Origin of the sequence: Streptomyces sp. NPDC001744 (assembly GCF_042892575.1) — a bacterium.
Classification (GTDB): domain Bacteria; phylum Actinomycetota; class Actinomycetes; order Streptomycetales; family Streptomycetaceae; genus Streptomyces.
Map to the genome: position 1 here is coordinate 1 of NZ_JBIAUG010000028.1, position 16,936 is coordinate 16,936.

The following is a 16,936-nucleotide window of genomic DNA, read 5'->3' on the forward strand; positions in this document are numbered from 1 at the left end:
GGGGGGGGGGGGGGGGGGGCCTCGCCCGCCCGCGCGGCGCCCGGGGGGCCCGGGCGGCGCGGGGCGGGGGCGGCGCGGGCCCTCTCGGGGGGGGGGGGGGGCCCCCGCCCCCCCCCCACCTCCGCGTTCCGGCGCCCCGGGGGCCGGTCAGTCCTCCATCACCAGGGACGGGGTCTCCCGGGTCAGGACCTCGCCCCGGAAGAAGGCGGGGCTGCGGCGCTGCATGACCAGCATGATCACCACTCCGAGGAGCAGCAGCCCGACGCCGATCACGAAGACCGAGCCCATGCCGAGGACGGCGGAGCCGGAGCCGTACGCCGGGTCCCACATGTCGTACAGGGTCTTGCCGAAGACCGCCGTGAGCATGAGGCCGCCGAGCAGCGGCATCAGGCCCTTGAAGGCGAAGTCGCGGAAGGAGCGGAACAGCTCCCCGCGGAAGTACCGGACGCAGGCGAAGGCCGTGAGCGCGTAGTAGAAGCAGATCATCAGGCCGAGGGCGTAGATGGTGTCGACCAGGACGTGCTCGCTGACCAGGGTCATCACGGTGTAGAAGGCACCGGTGGCGACGCCCGCCACGACCGTGGCCCTGCCCGGGGTCTTGAAGACCGGGTGGACCTCGGTGAAGGACTTCGGCAGCGCCTCGTACGTGGACATCGCGAGGACCGTGCGGGCGACCGGGATGAAGGTCGTCTGGAGGCTCGCGGCGGCGGAGGCCAGGACCGCGACGAAGAGCAGGATGCCGAGCGTGGGGCCCATGACGGGGCCGGCCAGGGCGGCGAAGACGTTGTCGGAGGTCTCCGGGTTGGCGAGGCCGAGACCGTCCTCGCCGGAGCCGACGGCCATCTGGGCGGCGATGCCGGTGGCCAGGTAGGAGCCGACCAGGACGACCATCGCGATGAGGGCGGCGCGGCCGGGGGTCTTCTCGCTGCCGGTGGTCTCCTCGTTGCTCGCCATGCAGGCGTCCCAGCCCCAGTACATGAAGATCGAGAGCGAGAGTCCGGCCGTGAAGGAGGCGAAGGACTGCACCGCGAAGGGGTTCATCCAGGACCAGGAGAAGTCGATCGAGGTCTCGAACGACCCGGCCTTGGACAGGGCCATGGCGACGAAGACGGCGAGGACGACGAGCTGGAGGCCGACGAGGGCGTACTGCACGCCCTTGGTGGCGGTCATGCCCCGGTAGCTGATCGCGGTGGCGGCGGCGATGAGCGCGAGGCAGGTGAGGATGTGGACGGCCTTGTTGTCGTCGAGCGCGGCGACGGAATCGCTGCCGCTGATCTCGCCCGCCAGGAGCCAGAAGTAGGACGTCGCGACGCCGGCCAGGTTGGAGAGGACGATGATCGTCGCGATGACGAGGCCCCAGCCGCACATCCAGCCGATCTTGGGGCCGAACGCCTTCACGGTCCAGGTGAAGGAGGTGCCGCAGTCCGGCATGGCCTTGTTGAGCTCCCGGTACGCGAAGGCGACGAGGAGCATCGGGAGGAAGCCCGCGAGGAAGACGGCGGGCATCTGGAGCCCGACCTCACCGGCCGTGGAGCCGAGCGTGGAGGTCAGGCAGTAGACGGGGGCGACGGTCGAGACGCCGATGACGGCGCTGCCGAGGAGGCCGACGGAATTGCCGCCCAGGCCCTTGGCGCGTACACCGTGGGCGTCGCCCGGGGCGTCGACGCCCCTTACCGTGTCTCCGGCCTGCGGCCGAGCTTCCACCTGAGTCATGAACAGGACGTTAAATGCTGCGGTTTCCATATCCGGAAGATCAGAATCCGCTCACTTGATCAACAGACTCCTTGCATTGCGGGGGTCGTTCGGGTCGCTCGCCAATGATTGAAAGATCGAGCTGCCACGCCACCCGACCAAGCGGTAGGTCAGCTCGACGGTGTCCGGTATGCGGGAACCGCAGCGCGTCCCCAAATGTCCGTTTCAAAATTTTCCCGAGAAATTTTCCGGCCCGCCGCCGGGCCGCCCCCGGACCGTCCCCGGGCCGGACGCGCCAACGCCCGGGACCCCGGCGGGAGCGGAACGCCTACGGAGCGTGTCCGGCGCGGAAACCCGTCCGGCACACCCGCCTCCCGAATCCGCCGTCCGCCCCTCCCGCCCCGGGACCCGGCGTCCGGCACCCCCCGTCCGTCACCGGCCGTCGTCGTACGCCGCCCCTCGCGCCCGCCGCCCGTACAACGGTCCCGCAACGGCCCGGCTACGGCCTCGCTACGTCCCGGGCGACAACGGCCCGATGCTGACGGACTCCCTCCGGACAAGGCAGACTGTCCCGGGCGAAACCAGCGGTACGGGCAGGGGGAGCTATGCACCGTGAGGACGGGCCGCGCGTTCCGGCACAGCGGGCTCCGGAGGCGGGCGGGGACATCCCGGCGGACCCGACGGCCCCGGTGGAACCGGAGGCCGCGGCGGGCGGGGACGCCCCGGAGATCCCGGCGGAGACGGAAGGCGGGCCCGGCGGTCCGCTGCGCTTCGCCGTACTCGGCCCCGTACGGGCCTGGCGGGACGGCGAGGCCGTGCCCACCGGCTCCCCCCAGCAACGCGCCCTGCTCGCCGCCCTGCTCCTGCGCGGCGGCCGCACCGCCACCGCCTCCGAGCTGATCGACGCGCTCTGGGGCGAGGAGCCGCCCTCCCAGGCCCTCGCGGCCGTCCGCACCTACGCCTCCCGGCTCCGCAAGGCCCTCGGCCCCGACGTCCTCGTCAGCGAGTCCGGCGGCTACGCCCTGCGCGCCTCCGCCGCCGCGCTCGACCTCGCCACCGCCCGGGACCTCGCCGCCGAGGCCGAGAAGCTGCGGACCGGCGGGGACCGCGCGGCGGCCCGGGAACGGCTCGCCCGCGCCCTCGACCTGTGGGACGGCGAGGTCCTGGCCTCCGTGCCCGGCCCGTACGCCGAAGCCCAGCGCATCCGCCTGGAGGAGTGGCGGCTCACCCTCCTGGAGACCCGCCTCGACATCGACCTGGAGGTCGGCGCGCACGCCGAGGCCGTCTCCGAGCTGACCGCGCTCACCGCCGCGCACCCGCTGCGCGAGCGGCTGCGCGAACTGCTCATGCTGGCCCTCTACCGCAGCGGACGGCAGGCCGAGGCGCTCGCCGTGTACGCCGACACGCGCCGGCTCCTCGCCGACGAACTGGGCGTCGACCCGAACCCCGAGCTGTCCCGGCTCCAGCAGCGCATCCTCCGGGCCGACGCCGAACTCGCCCGCCCGGTCGAGGAACCCGCCCCGGCCGCCGCGCCCGCCGCCCGCCCGGCCCAGCTCCCGGCGACCGTGCCGGACTTCACGGGCCGCGCCGCCTTCGTACGGGAGCTGGGCGACCGGCTCGCCACCGCCGAGGGGCACGTCATGGCGGTCTCGGCGCTCGCGGGCATCGGCGGCGTCGGCAAGACCACGCTCGCCGTGCACGTCGCCCACGAGGCCCGCCCGCACTTCCCCGACGGGCAGCTGTACGTGGACCTCCAGGGCGCGGGATCGCGCGCGGCGGCGCCCGAGACCGTCCTCGGCTCCTTCCTGCGGGCGCTCGGCACCCCGGACTCGGCCATCCCCGACTCCCTCGACGACCGGGCCGCGCTCTACCGCTCCACGCTCGACGGCCGCCGGGTCCTGGTCCTCCTGGACAACGCGCGCGACGCCGCCCAGATCCGCCCGCTGCTGCCGGGCACGGCGGGCTGCGCGGCCCTGGTCACCAGCCGCATCCGGATGGTGGACCTTGCGGGCGCGCACCTGGTCGACCTGGACGTGATGTCCCCGGAGGAGGCGCTCCAGCTCTTCACCCGGATCGTGGGCGAGGAGCGGGTCGGGGCCGAGCGGGAGGCGTCGCTCGACGTGGTCGCCGCCTGCGGCTTCCTGCCGCTGGCCATCCGCATCGCCGCCTCCCGGCTCGCGGCCCGCCGCACCTGGACGGTCTCGGTCCTCGCCGCCAAGCTGGCGGACGAACGGCGGCGCCTCGACGAACTCCAGGCGGGCGACCTCGCGGTCAAGGCCACCTTCGAGCTCGGCTACGGCCAGCTCGAACCGGCCCAGGCCCGCGCCTTCCGGCTGCTCGGCCTCGCGGACGGCCCGGACATCTCCCTCCCGGCGGCGGCGGCCGTCCTCGACCTGCCGCTGTGGGACACCGAGGACCTGCTCGAAGCCCTGGTCGACACGTCCCTGGTGGAATCGGCGGCCCCGGGCCGCTACCGGTACCACGACCTGGTCCGCCTCTACGCGCGTGCGTGCGCCGACCGCGACGAGCAGCCCCCGTCGGAGAAGGAGGCGGCGCTCTCCCGGCTCCTCGACTTCTACCTGTCGACGGCGGCCCGGGTCTACGCCATCGAGCGCCCCGGCGACCGGCTCGTGGACCACCTGGAACCCACCGCGTACGACGGCCTGGCCTTCACCGACCGGCACGAGGCGCAGGACTGGCTGTACGCGGAGGCCGGCTGCCTCCTGGCCACCGTCCGCCGGTCCGCCGCCTCGCCCGCGACCCTGCGCCGGGGCGTGGACCTGCTGTGGGCGTCCCTGGACCTGGGCGAGTCGGGGGCGAACTCCAAGGAGTTCGAGGCGACGGGCGTCGTCGTCCGCGACGCCGCCCGCGCCCACGGGGACGCCAGGGCCGAGGGGCGCGCGCTCATGGTCCTGGCGGGCGTCCACCACACGGCGGGCCGCTTCGCGGAGGCGGACCGCGACGCCGAGCTGGCCCTGCCCCACGCGGACCGGGCCGGCGATCCGGTACCGGCCTGCTGGTCCGCCAACGCGCGGGGGATCATCGCCCTGTACCAGAACCGCTTCGCGGAGGGCGAGCACTACCTCACCGAGGCGATCGAACGCTTCCGCGGCATCGGGGACGAGCCGGGGGAGGCGAGCGCCCTCTGCAACCTGTCGCGCATCCACCTGGCCACGGGCCGCACGCCGAGCGCCATAGCCCTCGCCGGGCGGGGCACCGAGATCTACGACGCGATGGGACACGCCCTCCGGGGCGCCAACGGGCGGTACGCCCTCGGTCTCGCCCTCACCCAGGACGGCCGGCTCGACTCGGCGGCCGAGCACCTCCGCGAGGCGCTGGCGGTCTTCGCCGACAGCCGGCAGCGGCTGTGGGAGGGCATGACCCTCTTCCGGCTGTCCGAGGTGGACCTCGCCGCCGGCCGGCACGCGCAGGCGGCGTCGAACGCCGAGATGGCCCTCACGGTGCTGCGGGGCATCGGGGGCGAATGGCGGCGGGGCAACGTCCTCACCGTCCTGGGCCGGGGCCTCTTCGGCATCGGCCAGAGCGGCCGGGCGATGGTCTGCTGGCGGGAGGCGCTCGGCATCTTCGAGGGCCTGGGCGCCCCGGAGGCCGACGAGGTCCGCGCGCTGCTGGCCCCCGCGACGGCCGCGTAGGCGTCCGCCGCCGGGGCGTTCATCGTTCGTTTATCGCCGTCCGGCATGCTCTTCCCATGACGGTCCGTCGCGTCGGGGGGCAGGCGGACCGCCAGTGAGGGTCGTCGTTCCGGGCACCGGGGTGACCGGCCCCGGAGGTCCGTCCGGTCGTCCACGGGGGAACGGCCGGACGGACCTCCTCACACCACGGACACCACACGCAGGAGTTGACGAGCATGACCGACCCGATCCAGCAGGACCCGCTCATCACCACCAAGGACATGCACGCCACCTCGGAGCCCGCGATCGGCGCGATCACCGCGAAGATCACGGCCCCGGCCGGCGAGACCCTCGTGACCAAGGACATGCACGCCACCTCGGAGCCGGCGGTCGGCGCGATCACCGAGAAGGTCACGGGCGACGAGGTCCACACGGCGCGGCCGGTCGACTAGTCCACTCCCGACGGGGGGAGACGGCCGCGGCGGCGACTTCGGGGGAGTCGCCGGGGCCGGACGGAACCGGTCGACGGGGGAGCGCACGGGCCGGGGGACGTCCGGACGGAACCAGGGGGGATCCGTCCGGGCGGGGCCCGTGCGCAACGCGACCGGACCGTCGCACGAAGAAGGGCCGGGCATCCGCCCGGCCCTTCGCACGTCCCGGGCTACTGCTTGCGGACGTCGTAGACCCAGCAGTCCTTCACCCGGTCGACGGCCTTCGGGTGCTCCATCGCGACCTCGACGGTCTTCTTCTCGTAGCTCCCGACGGTGACGGTGGTCCCGACCGAGTCGACCGCCCTGCCCGTGGCGTCCTTGAACTCCAGGGTGATGGTGTACGTCCCGTCGACGGCGTCGTGCGAGTCGATCCGCAGCGTCGCCGTGGTGTCCGCCGCGCGGGCCGGCCGCTTCCCGGTCTTCCGGCGGCCCGGTTCCACGCAGTCCACGACCTCCACGTCGACCCGGGCCGACGTCGGGGACGGGCTCGCCGTGGCCGTGGACCCGCCGCCCGGACCGTTCTCGGAGCCGTAGTCGTCGTTGTCCTTCTCGGAGCTGGAGCAGCCGCCGCCTGAATCGTCGTCGGAGGAAGAGGAGTGGCTCCTGCTCTTGCCGCTCTTCCCGCTGCCACCGCCGCTGCCGCCGTGGCCGCCGGTCTGGAAACCGGTCAGCGCGAGCACCACCGCCGTGAGCGTCGCCGCGAGCTTCAGCCGCGTCCGTACCATCGTCGTTCCCCCGTCACTCCTGTCGTGTTCGCGCCACACTAACGCCGTTCCCGCGCCGCGTGGCGGCCCCTCCGGACCCGGCGTAGCGTCGGGAACGAGAGCCGGACCGCCCGGGGGGCCGCGCCGCCGGTCCGCCGCGGCGCCCGCGCCGTCCCCGTTCTCCCCGGAACGACGGCCGCCGTCCGAAGCCCCTTCCGTGCCCGGTGCGACGGCCGTCACGGCCGTGCCGGCGCCGGTCTCCCGCGGGGCCCGGCCCGTACGGGACCGTCCGCCCCTTCCCGTACGGGACCGCTCGCCCCGACCCGTACGGGAAGGGGTCAGCGGCCCGCTGCCGCGCCGCGGCCCGTCGCCGTGCCCTTCACCGCGTCGAGCGCGTACACGCAGCGGTCCTTGCTGCACGCGTACACGACCCCGCCCCTCACCACCGGAGAGCCGGTGATCTCGCCCCCGGTCGCGAGCTTCCAGCGCAGCTGGCCGCCGTTCGCGTCCAGGGTGTAGAGGACGTGGTCGGCCGAGCCGAAGTGGATGCGGCCGTCCGCCACGACCGGGGAGCCGACCAGCGCGCCGCCCGCCGCGAACCGCCAGCGGGGGGTGCCGGTGACCGCGTCGAGCGTGTAGAGCGCGCTGCCGCTGCCGACGTGCACGTTGCCGTCGGCGACGAGGACCGGTTCGGCCGACTGGCGCGGCTCGGTCGCGATGCGCCAGCGGTCCTGGCCGGTGGTGGCGTCGATCGCGTACACCGTGCCCAGGTGGTCGGCGAGGTAGACGCCGCCGCCGGTGACGGCCGGGCCGGGCGCGAAGACGGGCGGGGAGAGGAAGACGGCCGGGGCCTCGAAGTGCCAGCGGACGTGCCCGGCGGCGACGTCGATCGACAGGACCCGGGTGCCGGCCGACACGTACACGCAGCCGTCCCCGGCCGGGGCCACCCGTACGGGGACGCCCCCGCAGGAGGCGGCGTCCCCGACCGGGTACGACCAGCGCTCCACGCCGGTCCGGGCGTCGAGGGCCCGGAGCCGGGCGTCCCGCCACACGTACACGGTGCCGTCGTGCACGGCGGGCCCCGCCTCCGGGGTCTCGAAGTCGGTCTGGACGCCGGTGACCTCCCACAGCTTGGCGCCGTTGGACGCCTCCCAGCCCTGGGCCCCGCCGCCGCGCGTCCCGGTGACCACCGTGCCCCGGTCGACCTTGAGCGAGTACACCCAGGCGTCGGTGCGCAGCCGCCAGCGCTCGCCGCCGTCGGTGGCGTCGAGCGCGTAGAGGGTGGGCCCGTCGGAGGCGTAAATACGGCCCCCGGCGACGGCCATGGACCAGGCCACGTCCCGGGTCTTGAACTGGCGCCGGCCGCTGCCGGTGTCCAGGGCGTGCACCTCGAAGGAGGTGACGTAGAGCAGGTCGCCCTCGACGACCGGGGTGCCCCAGACGTCGTTCGACATGCGGAAGCGCCAGGGCCGCCAGTGGCCGGGCTCCGGCGGGGGCGGAGCCACGCCCGTGCCGCCGCCCTGCGCGGGGACGTTCAGCGGGCGGGAGCCGGGCGGCGGACCGGGCTCGGCGCCGTGCGGGCCGCCGCCGGGCGGGCGGATCCAGCCGGTCGCGGGGCCCGCGTCGGCGCCCCGGCCGACGGCGAGCGCCGCCCGGGTGTCGGCGACCCGGGGGCCGGGACCGATGGGCACGTTCCCGCCGCCGAGCCGCACGGGGCCGCCCGTGCCCCCGTCGGGACCGGCGTGCCGGCCGCCGGGGGCGGGCGCGGGCAGGGCGCGGCCGGTGCCGGGCCCGGCGTCCGGGAAGCGCGGGTCCCCGGGCGGCGGACCGGGCGGGGGCGGCGGTACGGACGGGGCGGGCGCGGTACGGCCGCCGCCGCGCCGCCGCTCGATCATGGCGGTGGCGCTCTCCGGCAGCCAGGCCGAGGCCGTGCCGCTGTCGTCGCTGCCGGGGCCGAAGAGGTGCGGGGCGAGCTGGGCCTGGAGGTCGGCCGGGGTGGGCCGCCGGGAGACGTCCGTCTGCATGCAGGAGTCGATGAGGGGACGCAGCTCGTCGGGCAGGCCCTCCAGGTCGGGGCCCTCGCGGAGCAGCATGAAGACGGTCTCGACCGGGTTGGCGCCGTGGTAGGGCGCGTGCCCGGTGGCGGCGAAGACCAGCATCGAGCCGAGCGAGAAGACGTCGCTGGCGCCGGTGACGCTGCGCGAGTCGCGGGCCTGCTCGGGCGACATGTAGGCGGGGGTGCCGACGGCGACGTTGGTCATGGTCAGGCGCGTGTTGGAGACGCCGGACGCGATGCCGAAGTCGATCACCCGGGGGCCGTCCTCGACCACGAGGACGTTGGAGGGCTTGAGGTCGCGGTGGACCAGGCCCGCCCCGTGGATGGACTGGAGGGCCTCGGCGACGCCGGCGGCCAGCCAGCGCACGGCCTGGGCCGGGAGCGGCCCGCACTCGTTCACTATCTCCTCGAGGGAGGGCGCCGGCACGTAGGCGGTGGCCAGCCAGGGCACGGCGGCCCGGGGGTCGGCGTCGACGACGGCGGCCGTGTAGAAGCCGGAGACGGCCCGCGCGGCCTCCACCTCCCGGGTGAAGCGGACCCGGAACAGCTGGTCCTCCGCGAGCTCCGTGCGCACGGTCTTGATCGCCACGCGCCGGCCCGAGGCCGACCGCGCGAGATAGACCAGGCCCATTCCGCCCGCGCCGAGCCGGCCCAGCACTTCGAAGGGCCCGATGCGTCTCGGGTCGTGCTGCGTCAGCTGCTCCACTTGCCTGCCACCTCCCCGTACGGGCCATGAGGGTACGGCCCCGTGGCCCTGATTCTTCCTGTCCGGCGGCCCGGTGGCGAACCCGGGGGCGGATCGGGGTGTCACGGGTCGTGAGGAGGTGGTCCGGCGCGGTGCGCGCCGGGCGGCACGGGGGCGGTGCGGGGGCCGGGTACGGGGTGGACTTCTCAGGCCGTACCGGACGGTTTCGAGCCCGTCCTCGCGAGCACCGCGAAGCGGGCGCCCTGGTCGTCGTGGAGGACGGCGACGCGGCCGTGCGGCGTGTCGCGGGCCGGGGAGGCGATCCGGCCGCCGAGCCGGACGGCGGCGGCGCACGCCTCGTCGCAGTCGGCCACGGCGAAGTGGACGAGGACGTGCCCCGGCATCTCGGCGGGGAAGTCGTCGGTGATGACGGTCCGGCCGGCGGAGGTGCCGTCACCGGTGCGGGAGCCGGGGAGCGACCAGGTGCGGCGGCCGGAGCCGGGGCCGGTGTCCCCGGCCTCCTCCCCCGGGCCGCCCCGGCCGCCGGAGTAGCCGAAGACGGCGGCGTAGAAGGTGTCCACGGCGTCGGGCCGGCGCGTGTACACCTCCATCCGGCAGAAGGTGCCCGGTTCGCCCGTCAGCTCGAAGCCGTCGTCGTCGCCCGCCTGGCGGAGGCCGAAGACGGCGCCGCCGGGGTCGGCGGCGAGCGCCAGGACCCCGAAGGGGCCGACGGGGTAGGGGGCCATGACCATCCGTCCGCCGGCGGCCTCGATCCGGGCGGCGAGGGTGCCGGCGTTCCCGGTGGCGAGGTAGACGGTCCAGGTGGTGGGCATGCGGCCGTCGCGCTTGGGGAGCAGTCCGGCGACGCGCCGTCCCCGCAGCAGGGCCTCGTCGCGGTCGGGGTCGAAGGTCCAGCCGAAGAGCCCGCCGTAGAAGCGCTTGCCCGCCCGGAGGTCGGGAAGCTGTGCGTCCACCCAGCACGGGGTGCCCTCAGTACGTACGGCCATGGCCTCACGCTAGGGCGGCGGAGCGGGCTCCGCACGCCCCGAGATGTGAACGAAGAGCCGATTCGCCGGGCCGGAACCCTTGCGGCGCTTGAGTTGTCCACCGAAGTTGTCCACAGGCTGTTCATAAGCCTATTCGAGTGCGGGACCCCTCCGGGTGAACCCGGACTCCGGGCGTCGCCCGGAGGACACCCGGGCGCTTTCCGGCCGACCCCGGCACCTCCGGACCCCTCGCCATTCTGTCCGAATACCGACCCTCCCCCGCCCCGCCCTCTCCTCCCCCACACCCGCGCCAACCTCGCAGAACACGAATGCGCGAGGGGCGCACCCCATTTGCAGTCGGCCGAATCGCGCCCCCACGGCCCGTCGGTAAGCTGACGGCATGACAGGACAAGTACGCACCGTCGACGGCCGCGTGGCCGGTCGGCGCGGTCAGGCGACGCGGCAGAAACTGCTCGACTGTCTCGGTGAGATGCTCAACTCCTCGCCCTACCGGGACGTCAAGGTCATCGACGTGGCCCGGAAGGCGGGTACGTCACCCGCGACGTTCTACCAGTACTTCCCCGATGTCGAGGGAGCGGTTCTGGAGATCGCGGAGGACATGGCGAAGGAGGGCGCCGGCCTTGCCGACCTGACCTCCGGCCGCTCCTGGGTCGGCAAGGCCGGATGGCAGACCTCCGAGGAACTCGTCGAGGGATTCCTGGACTTCTGGCGGAAGCACGACGCGATCCTCCGGGTCGTGGACCTCGGTGCCGCCGAGGGCGACAAGCGGTTCAACAAGATCCGTTCGAAGATCCTCAACTCGGTCACCACCTCCCTCACGGAGGCGGTGAAGGGGCTCCAGGCCAAGGGCAAGGTCGACAAGGACGTCAGCCCGGCGGCGATGGCCGGCTCCCTGGTGACGATGCTGGCGGCGGTCGCGGGTCACCAGAAGGGGTTCCAGGCCTGGGGCGTGAAGCAGAACGAGCTCAAGCCGAACCTGGCCCTCCTGGTCCACCTGGGCGTCACCGGCAAGAAGCCGACCAGGTAGCCGCGCCCCCTCCCGCTCCGTCCTGTCGCCGACGCCGGCGGCGGCCCGCTCCCCCGGGCCGCCGCCGGCGTCGCCGTCTTCCGGGGCGGAACGCCCCCGGCCCCGGACCGCCCCGGCCTCCGCTTCCCCCGCCTCCCCCGCCCCGCGCCCTACCGTGGCCCCGTGACCGACTTCCACCGCGCCCTCCGCTCCCTCCGGGTCTGGGACACCGACCTCCCGTCCTTCGACCCGGCGGACGCCCCGTCCGAACCGCTCCCCCTCTTCCACTCCTGGTTCACGGCGGCCGTCGCGGCCGGCCAGACCGAGCCGCACACCCTCTCCCTGGCCACGGCGGACGGGGACGGCAGGCCCGACGTTCGTACGGTGATGCTGCACGACGCCGACGCGCGCGGCTGGCACTTCGCCTCGCACTCCACCAGCGCCAAGGGCCGTCAGCTCGCCGCCCGTCCGGAGGCGGCGCTCGGCTTCTACTGGCCGGTCCAGGGCCGCCAGGTCCGGGTCAGGGGCCGCGTCACCACCGGCTCCCCCGAGGAGGCGCACGCGGACCTCCACGCCCGCTCCACCGGCGCCCTCGCCTCGGCGCTCACCGGTCGGCAGAGCGAGGTCCTGGACTCCCTCCGCACCCTCGCCGGGGCGAGCGGGGAGGCATGGCGGCGGGCGGAGGCGGAGCCGGACGCCCCGGTCCCGACCTGGACCCTTTACGTGGTCGAGCCGTCCGAGGTCGAGTTCTTCCAGGGCGACGACCGCCGCCGCCACGTCCGCCTCCGCTACCGCCGCGACCCCGCGCCCGGCGGCGGCTGGACCAGGGAGCTGCTCTGGCCCTGAGGGCGCATGATGGAACGAGGAGGTGCGAGGAACATGGGTATGTACATGGACGTGCACCACGGCATGACGGGCATCACCGGGGACCAGCTCCGCGCGGCGCACGAGGCCGATCTCGCCGTCGAGAAGGAAGAGAACGTCCACTTCGAGAAGGCGTGGGCGGACCCCGCGACGGGCACGGTCTACTGCCTGTCGACCGGGCCGTCCGCCGAGGCCGTGCAGCGGGTCCACGAGCGGGCCGGGCACACGGCCGACGAGATCCACGAGGTGCCCCTCACCGTGTGAGGGAGGGCGCGCGGCGCGGCTCCCCGGTCCTCACGGGCGGGCGGGACCGCGCGGACGCGCCGGACCCCGGCGGCGGGACCACCGGCCGGCGGTCCCGCGGCGGGATTCAGCGGGGGGACCACCGCTCGCTCCGCATGAGGTTCCCGAGTCCGGCCCAGGCGAAGTTCATCAGCGTCGCGGCCGCCTCCCTCGCGGTCACGCCCGGCGTCTCGTTGGCCCAGCTCGCCAGCGACTCGGCCGAGCCGACCAGGGCCTGCGCGAGCGCGTTCACGTCCCGCTCCGTGATCCCGGAGTTCCCGTGCGCCTCCCGCGCCGCCTCGCCGATGAGTCCCGCCACGAAGGCCACGATCTCCTCCCGCATCCGGGACGCCTCGGTCGCGAACGGCTCCCCCTGCGTCCGGGCCTGCCGGCTCAGGACCACCCAGGAGTCGGGGTGCTCGGCGGCGTACGTGAAGAAGGCGAGCAGCCCCGCCCACAGCCGTTCGTCGGGCGGCAGCTCCGCGTCACCGACCCCGGCGGCCACGGCGGCGAGCAGCGCCCCGGCCTCCCGCCGGATGCAGGCGGTGAACAGCTCCTCCTTGGAGTTCAGGTAGAGGTACACCAGCGGCTTGGAGACCCCCGCCAGCTCCGCGATCTCGTCCATGGAGGCCGTCTGGTACCCGTGCCGCGCGAAGCTCCGCACGGCCGCGTCCAGCATCTGCCGTTCCCGCACGGCGCGCGGAAGCCGCCGTGCCCTCGTGGCGTCGGCCATGGCGTCCCCCTCCGTTTCCAAGATCCACCGGGTGCCCCGCGAAAGCCTACGTGCCCCCCGCCCGTGCGGGGGCGGGGGGCACGTGGGACTCGGGCGGGCGCTGCCCGCCGGAGGGTCAGGCGGCGACCAGGACCTTCTCGTCCTCGGTGCGCTCCCCGGCCGGCTCGTCGATCGGGGACGACGAGGCGTTCTCGTACGCGGCGCGGTCCAGGATCTTCTCGCGGGCGGCGACGATCACCGGGACGAGTGCCTGGCCCGCGACGTTGGTGGCGGTGCGCATCATGTCGATGATCGGGTCGATCGCCATGAGCAGGCCGACGCCCTCCAGGGGGAGGCCCAGGGTGGAGAGGGTCAGGGTCAGCATGACGGTCGCGCCGGTCAGGCCGGCCGTGGCGGCCGAGCCGACCACCGAGACGAAGGCGATCAGGAGGTAGTCCTGGATGCCGAGCTGCACGTCGAAGATCTGCGCGATGAAGATCGCGGCGAGCGCCGGGTAGATCGCGGCGCAGCCGTCCATCTTGGTGGTGGCGCCGAACGGGACGGCGAAGGAGGCGTACTCCTTCGGGACGCCGAGGCGCTCGGTGACCTTCTGGGTGACCGGCATGGTGCCGACCGAGGAGCGGGAGACGAAGGCCAGCTGGATGGCGGGCCAGGCGCCCTTGAAGAAGTGGAGCGGGCTGAGCTTGGCGGCGGTGGCGAGCAGCAGCGGGTAGACGCCGAAGAGGACGATCGCGCAGCCGACGTAGACGTCGGCGGTGAAGGTGGCGTACTTGCCGATCAGGTCCCAGCCGTAGTCGGCGATGGCGAAGCCGATGAGGCCGACGGTGCCGAGCGGGGCGAGGCGGATGACCCACCACAGCGCCTTCTGGAGCAGTTCGAGGACCGACTCGGAGAGGGTGAGGATCGGCTTGGCGCGGTCGCCGAGCTTCAGGGCGGCGATGCCGGCGACGGCGGCCATGAAGACGATCTGGAGGACGTTCAGCTCGGTGAAGGGCGTGATGACGTCCGTCGGGACGATGCCGGTGAGGAAGTCGATCCAGGAGCCCTCGCGCTTCGGCAGCTTGCCGTCCTGCGGGGTGAGGCCGGTGCCGGAGCCCGGGTTGGTGATCAGGCCGATCGCGAGGCCGATGGCGACCGCGATCAGGGAGGTGACCATGAACCAGAGCAGGGTGCGGGTGGCGAGCCGGGCGGCGTTGTTCACCTTCCGCAGGTTGGTGATCGAGACCAGGATCGCGAAGAAGACGAGCGGGGCGACGGCCAGCTTGAGGAGCTGGACGAAGATGTCGCCGACCTGGCCGAGGGTCTCCTTCAGCCAGGAGACGTCCTGGCTGCGGGCGATCCAGCCGAGCAGGACGCCGAGGACGAGACCGGCGACGATCTGGGCCCAGAAGGGGACCTTGGGTATCCGGAACGAGGACCCCGACCCGGGGGACTCGGGGGCCTCGGAAGCCTTGGAGGCGGAAGCGGGCGCGGACACAGAGACACACTCCACAGGTGCGTACCGGGAGAACCGGGAAGTACGGGGACGGGGGTGCGGCCACGGGAACGCGCTCGGGCGCGGGGCCGCCGCATGGATGCCGGGGAGGTCAGAGCTCGCGGCAACAGACCGCGGACATACAGCGGCACAGATCGACGTGCAGGCGCGCCACGAGCGGGGTGCCCGTGGCGTCGGAGGTGCGCGCTGCTGTCTTCATGGTGAACACGTTAACACTTGTACTTTGAGAAGCTCAAAGCTCTTCTTTGGGGGGCGGGAGCGCCCCGCGGCCTCGGAAACGCGGAAACCCCCAGGCCGGAGCCTTGGAAGCTCCGAACCCGGGGGTGTACGTGTGAGGAAACTTACGCGTTCTTTACGCGAGGTCCACGGCCGCCGGACGACCGGCTAGAGCGCGTCCTCCTGGGCCCGGTTGGCGTCCAGGCGGCCCTTCGCGCGGTCGACCTTCTCCACGATCTCGACGCTCATCTCGTCGCGCTGCCGGCGCAGGAGGACGAAGCTGAGCGGGGCGGAGACGACGATGGCGAGGACCAGGACCCAGAGCAGGTTCGAGTCGCCGAGACCGCGCGGCAGCACGCCGACGGTGACGAGACCCCACAGGGCGAGGAAGCACCCGGCGAAGATGCCGAGCCGCAGCACCGTGTAGCGGAGCATGTCAGTCACTCTTCCGTTCCGAAAAGATCCTCTGTGGGACAAGCGTCCCTCCAGTGAAGCACGGGGCGGCGCGCCCTTCGGGACCGGCCCACCCCCGCCCCCCATTCGTAATGACTAGACTCCATCCATGACCCTTACCTTCGAGGCGGACCCGGCTGTCGGTCCCGCCCTGCGCGACGGTGTGCTCTCCCTCTGGACCGACGTCTCCAACGCGGGCGGGGCCGTCGGCTTCGTCCCGCCCGTGACCGCCGAGGAGATCCGCCCCGCCCTGCTCAGGCACCTCGTCGACATGGCCGACGGCCGCACCCGCCTGCTCGTCGGCCGCGACGGGGACGGCGAGGTCGCCGCCACCGCCTTCCTCACCTTCAACACCCACCCTTTGATGCGGCACTGGGTGTGGCTCTACACCGTGATGGTCCACCCCCGGCACCAGGGCAGGGGGTACGGCCGCGACCTCATGGCGGCGGCCGAGCGCACCGCCCGCACCGCGCCGGGCTTCGAGGGGATCGAGGCGATCCGGCTGACCTGCCGGGGCGGCACCGGCGTCGACGCCTTCTACGCCGGGTGCGGCTACAAGGAGGTCGGCCGCGTCCCCGGCGCGATACGGGTCGCCCCCGGGGACGACCGCGACGACGTCGTCATGCTGCTCCCGCTGAGGTGAGCCGGCGGGAGACCCGACCGGACCGGGCACGGGATGTCGGGTCCGGCCCCCCGGCCCCTTCCTACGGTGAGGACACGGAAAAGGAAGGACGGACCACGTGCTGGAGGGACTGAACCGGGCGCTCGACCACATCGAGGAACGCCTGCGCGGCGACCTCGACCCGGCCGAGCTGGCCCGGATCGCGACGACGTCGGAGTACCACTTCCGGCGCCTGTTCTCCGCGCTCGCGGGGATGCCCCTGTCGGAGTACGTACGGCGCAGGCGGCTCACCGTCGCGGGCGCCGAGGTGCTCGACGGCGGGCGGACGCTCCTGGAGATCGCGGTGCGCCACGGCTACGGCTCCGGGGAGGCCTTCGCCCGCGCGTTCCGCGCGGTGCACGGGATCGGCCCCGGCGAGGCCCGCCGCACCGGCGCGGCCCTGCGCTCCCAGCCCCGGATGTCCTTCCGCCTCGTCGTCCAAGGGAACAGCACCATGCGGTACAGGATCGTGGAGAAGGACGCCTTCCGGATCATCGGGCGCGGAGCCCGGGTCCCCCTGGTCCACGAGGGGGAGAACCCGGCGATCACCGCGCACGTCCGGTCCATCGGCCGGGAGGCCCTGGACCGGCTCGCCCGCCTGTCGGACGGGGAGCCCGGGGGCGTCCTGTCGGCGGTGACCCACCTCTCGGACAGTCGCGAGGAGGGCGCCGAGCTGGACTACTGGCACGGGGTGGTGAGCGGCGCGGACGTGCCGGAGGAGTTCGACGCCCTCGACGTGCCCGCCGGGGCCTGGGCCGTCTTCGAGAACGAGGGCCCGTACCCGCAGGCGCTCCAGTACCTGTGGCGGGACGTCTTCACCCAGTGGTTCCCGTCCAACCCGTACGCGAGCCGGCCGGGTCCCGAACTGCTCGGCGTGCGGCCCTCGGAGGACCGGACGACGGCGCGGGCGGAGCTGTGGATCCCGGTGGAGCGCACGGAGGCGTGAGAAAGGGCCGGCG

General features: G+C 73.9%; 14 protein-coding genes. 7 read left to right on the forward strand and 7 right to left on the reverse strand.

The genetic code is table 11. From position 1 onward, the window contains the following. Window positions 1-147 precede the first annotated feature (147 nt). Window positions 148-1,713: an APC family permease gene (locus ACFYZY_RS26875; protein ID WP_388698972.1), complete on the reverse strand. Its 1,566-nt coding sequence runs from the start codon at window positions 1,711-1,713 to the stop codon at window positions 148-150. A gap of 584 nt (window positions 1,714-2,297) precedes the next feature. Here ACFYZY_RS26875 and ACFYZY_RS26880 point away from each other — a divergent pair. Next, the gene (locus ACFYZY_RS26880) at window positions 2,298-5,345 is read left to right on the forward strand and encodes a BTAD domain-containing putative transcriptional regulator (RefSeq protein ID WP_388698975.1); all 3,048 of its coding nucleotides are present in this window, start codon (window positions 2,298-2,300) and stop codon (window positions 5,343-5,345) included. A 215-nt stretch (window positions 5,346-5,560) separates the two neighbouring features. Beyond that, the gene (locus ACFYZY_RS26885) at window positions 5,561-5,776 is read left to right on the forward strand and encodes a hypothetical protein (RefSeq protein ID WP_388698978.1); all 216 of its coding nucleotides are present in this window, start codon (window positions 5,561-5,563) and stop codon (window positions 5,774-5,776) included. A 209-nt stretch (window positions 5,777-5,985) separates the two neighbouring features. On the opposite strand, the gene ACFYZY_RS26890 is transcribed toward ACFYZY_RS26885, so the two are convergent. The 3 genes from ACFYZY_RS26890 to ACFYZY_RS26900 form a co-directional block, all read right to left on the reverse strand. After that, complete coding sequence (locus ACFYZY_RS26890) at window positions 5,986-6,540, reverse strand: hypothetical protein (RefSeq protein ID WP_388698980.1); 555 nt, start codon at window positions 6,538-6,540, stop codon at window positions 5,986-5,988. 317 nt (window positions 6,541-6,857) lie between these two features. Then, entirely contained in the window at window positions 6,858-9,281 is a 2,424-nt protein-coding gene (locus ACFYZY_RS26895) for a PQQ-binding-like beta-propeller repeat protein (protein WP_388698982.1), read from the reverse strand. Window positions 9,282-9,466: 185 nt separating this feature from the next. Further along, entirely contained in the window at window positions 9,467-10,267 is an 801-nt protein-coding gene (locus ACFYZY_RS26900) for a VOC family protein (RefSeq protein ID WP_388698985.1), read from the reverse strand. A gap of 379 nt (window positions 10,268-10,646) precedes the next feature. On the opposite strand from ACFYZY_RS26900, the gene ACFYZY_RS26905 reads away from it, so the two are divergent. The 3 genes from ACFYZY_RS26905 (at window position 10,647) to ACFYZY_RS26915 (ending at window position 12,401) form a co-directional block, all read left to right on the forward strand. Next, window positions 10,647-11,294, forward strand: a complete 648-nt coding sequence (locus ACFYZY_RS26905; protein WP_388698988.1) for a TetR family transcriptional regulator — start codon at window positions 10,647-10,649, stop codon at window positions 11,292-11,294. A 162-nt stretch (window positions 11,295-11,456) separates the two neighbouring features. Next, window positions 11,457-12,119, forward strand: coding sequence for a pyridoxal 5'-phosphate synthase (locus ACFYZY_RS26910; RefSeq protein WP_388698991.1), 663 nt, complete (start codon window positions 11,457-11,459; stop codon window positions 12,117-12,119). 33 nt (window positions 12,120-12,152) lie between these two features. Continuing rightward, a complete protein-coding gene (locus tag ACFYZY_RS26915) occupies window positions 12,153-12,401 on the forward strand; it encodes an SCO4226 family nickel-binding protein (protein WP_388698994.1) in 249 nt (82 codons plus the stop codon). A gap of 106 nt (window positions 12,402-12,507) precedes the next feature. Here ACFYZY_RS26915 and ACFYZY_RS26920 read toward each other — a convergent pair whose 3' ends face one another. From ACFYZY_RS26920 to ACFYZY_RS26930, 3 genes are all read right to left on the reverse strand, one after another. Continuing rightward, on the reverse strand, window positions 12,508-13,152 hold the full coding sequence (locus ACFYZY_RS26920; RefSeq protein WP_388698997.1) for a TetR/AcrR family transcriptional regulator: 645 nt from the start codon (window positions 13,150-13,152) through the stop codon (window positions 12,508-12,510). Between the two features lie 115 nt (window positions 13,153-13,267). Next, a complete protein-coding gene (locus ACFYZY_RS26925; RefSeq protein ID WP_388699000.1) occupies window positions 13,268-14,629 on the reverse strand; it encodes a dicarboxylate/amino acid:cation symporter in 1,362 nt (453 codons plus the stop codon). 402 nt (window positions 14,630-15,031) lie between these two features. Further along, on the reverse strand, window positions 15,032-15,298 hold the full coding sequence (locus ACFYZY_RS26930) for a DUF4229 domain-containing protein (RefSeq protein ID WP_388699166.1): 267 nt from the start codon (window positions 15,296-15,298) through the stop codon (window positions 15,032-15,034). A gap of 127 nt (window positions 15,299-15,425) precedes the next feature. Between ACFYZY_RS26930 and ACFYZY_RS26935 the strand changes: the two genes are divergently transcribed. Both ACFYZY_RS26935 and ACFYZY_RS26940 read left to right on the forward strand, forming a co-directional pair. Then, window positions 15,426-15,959, forward strand: coding sequence for a GNAT family N-acetyltransferase (locus tag ACFYZY_RS26935; protein ID WP_388699003.1), 534 nt, complete (start codon window positions 15,426-15,428; stop codon window positions 15,957-15,959). 97 nt (window positions 15,960-16,056) lie between these two features. Beyond that, the gene (locus ACFYZY_RS26940; protein WP_388699006.1) at window positions 16,057-16,923 is read left to right on the forward strand and encodes a GyrI-like domain-containing protein; all 867 of its coding nucleotides are present in this window, start codon (window positions 16,057-16,059) and stop codon (window positions 16,921-16,923) included. Window positions 16,924-16,936: the final 13 nt, after the last annotated feature.

Bases quoted from the DNA above. Each gene is read 5' to 3' on its own strand.
- ACFYZY_RS26935 (WP_388699003.1), top strand. From the start codon at position 15,426: ATGACCCTTACCTTCGAGGCGGACCCGGCTGTCGGTCCCGCCCTGCGC.
- ACFYZY_RS26875 (WP_388698972.1), bottom strand. From the start codon at position 1,713: ATGACTCAGGTGGAAGCTCGGCCGCAGGCCGGAGACACGGTAAGGGGC.
- ACFYZY_RS26900 (WP_388698985.1), bottom strand. From the start codon at position 10,267: ATGGCCGTACGTACTGAGGGCACCCCGTGCTGGGTGGACGCACAGCTT.
- ACFYZY_RS26890 (WP_388698980.1), bottom strand. From the start codon at position 6,540: ATGGTACGGACGCGGCTGAAGCTCGCGGCGACGCTCACGGCGGTGGTG.
- ACFYZY_RS26930 (WP_388699166.1), bottom strand. From the start codon at position 15,298: ATGCTCCGCTACACGGTGCTGCGGCTCGGCATCTTCGCCGGGTGCTTC.
- ACFYZY_RS26885 (WP_388698978.1), top strand. From the start codon at position 5,561: ATGACCGACCCGATCCAGCAGGACCCGCTCATCACCACCAAGGACATG.
- ACFYZY_RS26920 (WP_388698997.1), bottom strand. From the start codon at position 13,152: ATGGCCGACGCCACGAGGGCACGGCGGCTTCCGCGCGCCGTGCGGGAA.
- ACFYZY_RS26880 (WP_388698975.1), top strand. From the start codon at position 2,298: ATGCACCGTGAGGACGGGCCGCGCGTTCCGGCACAGCGGGCTCCGGAG.
- ACFYZY_RS26905 (WP_388698988.1), top strand. From the start codon at position 10,647: ATGACAGGACAAGTACGCACCGTCGACGGCCGCGTGGCCGGTCGGCGC.
- ACFYZY_RS26915 (WP_388698994.1), top strand. From the start codon at position 12,153: ATGGGTATGTACATGGACGTGCACCACGGCATGACGGGCATCACCGGG.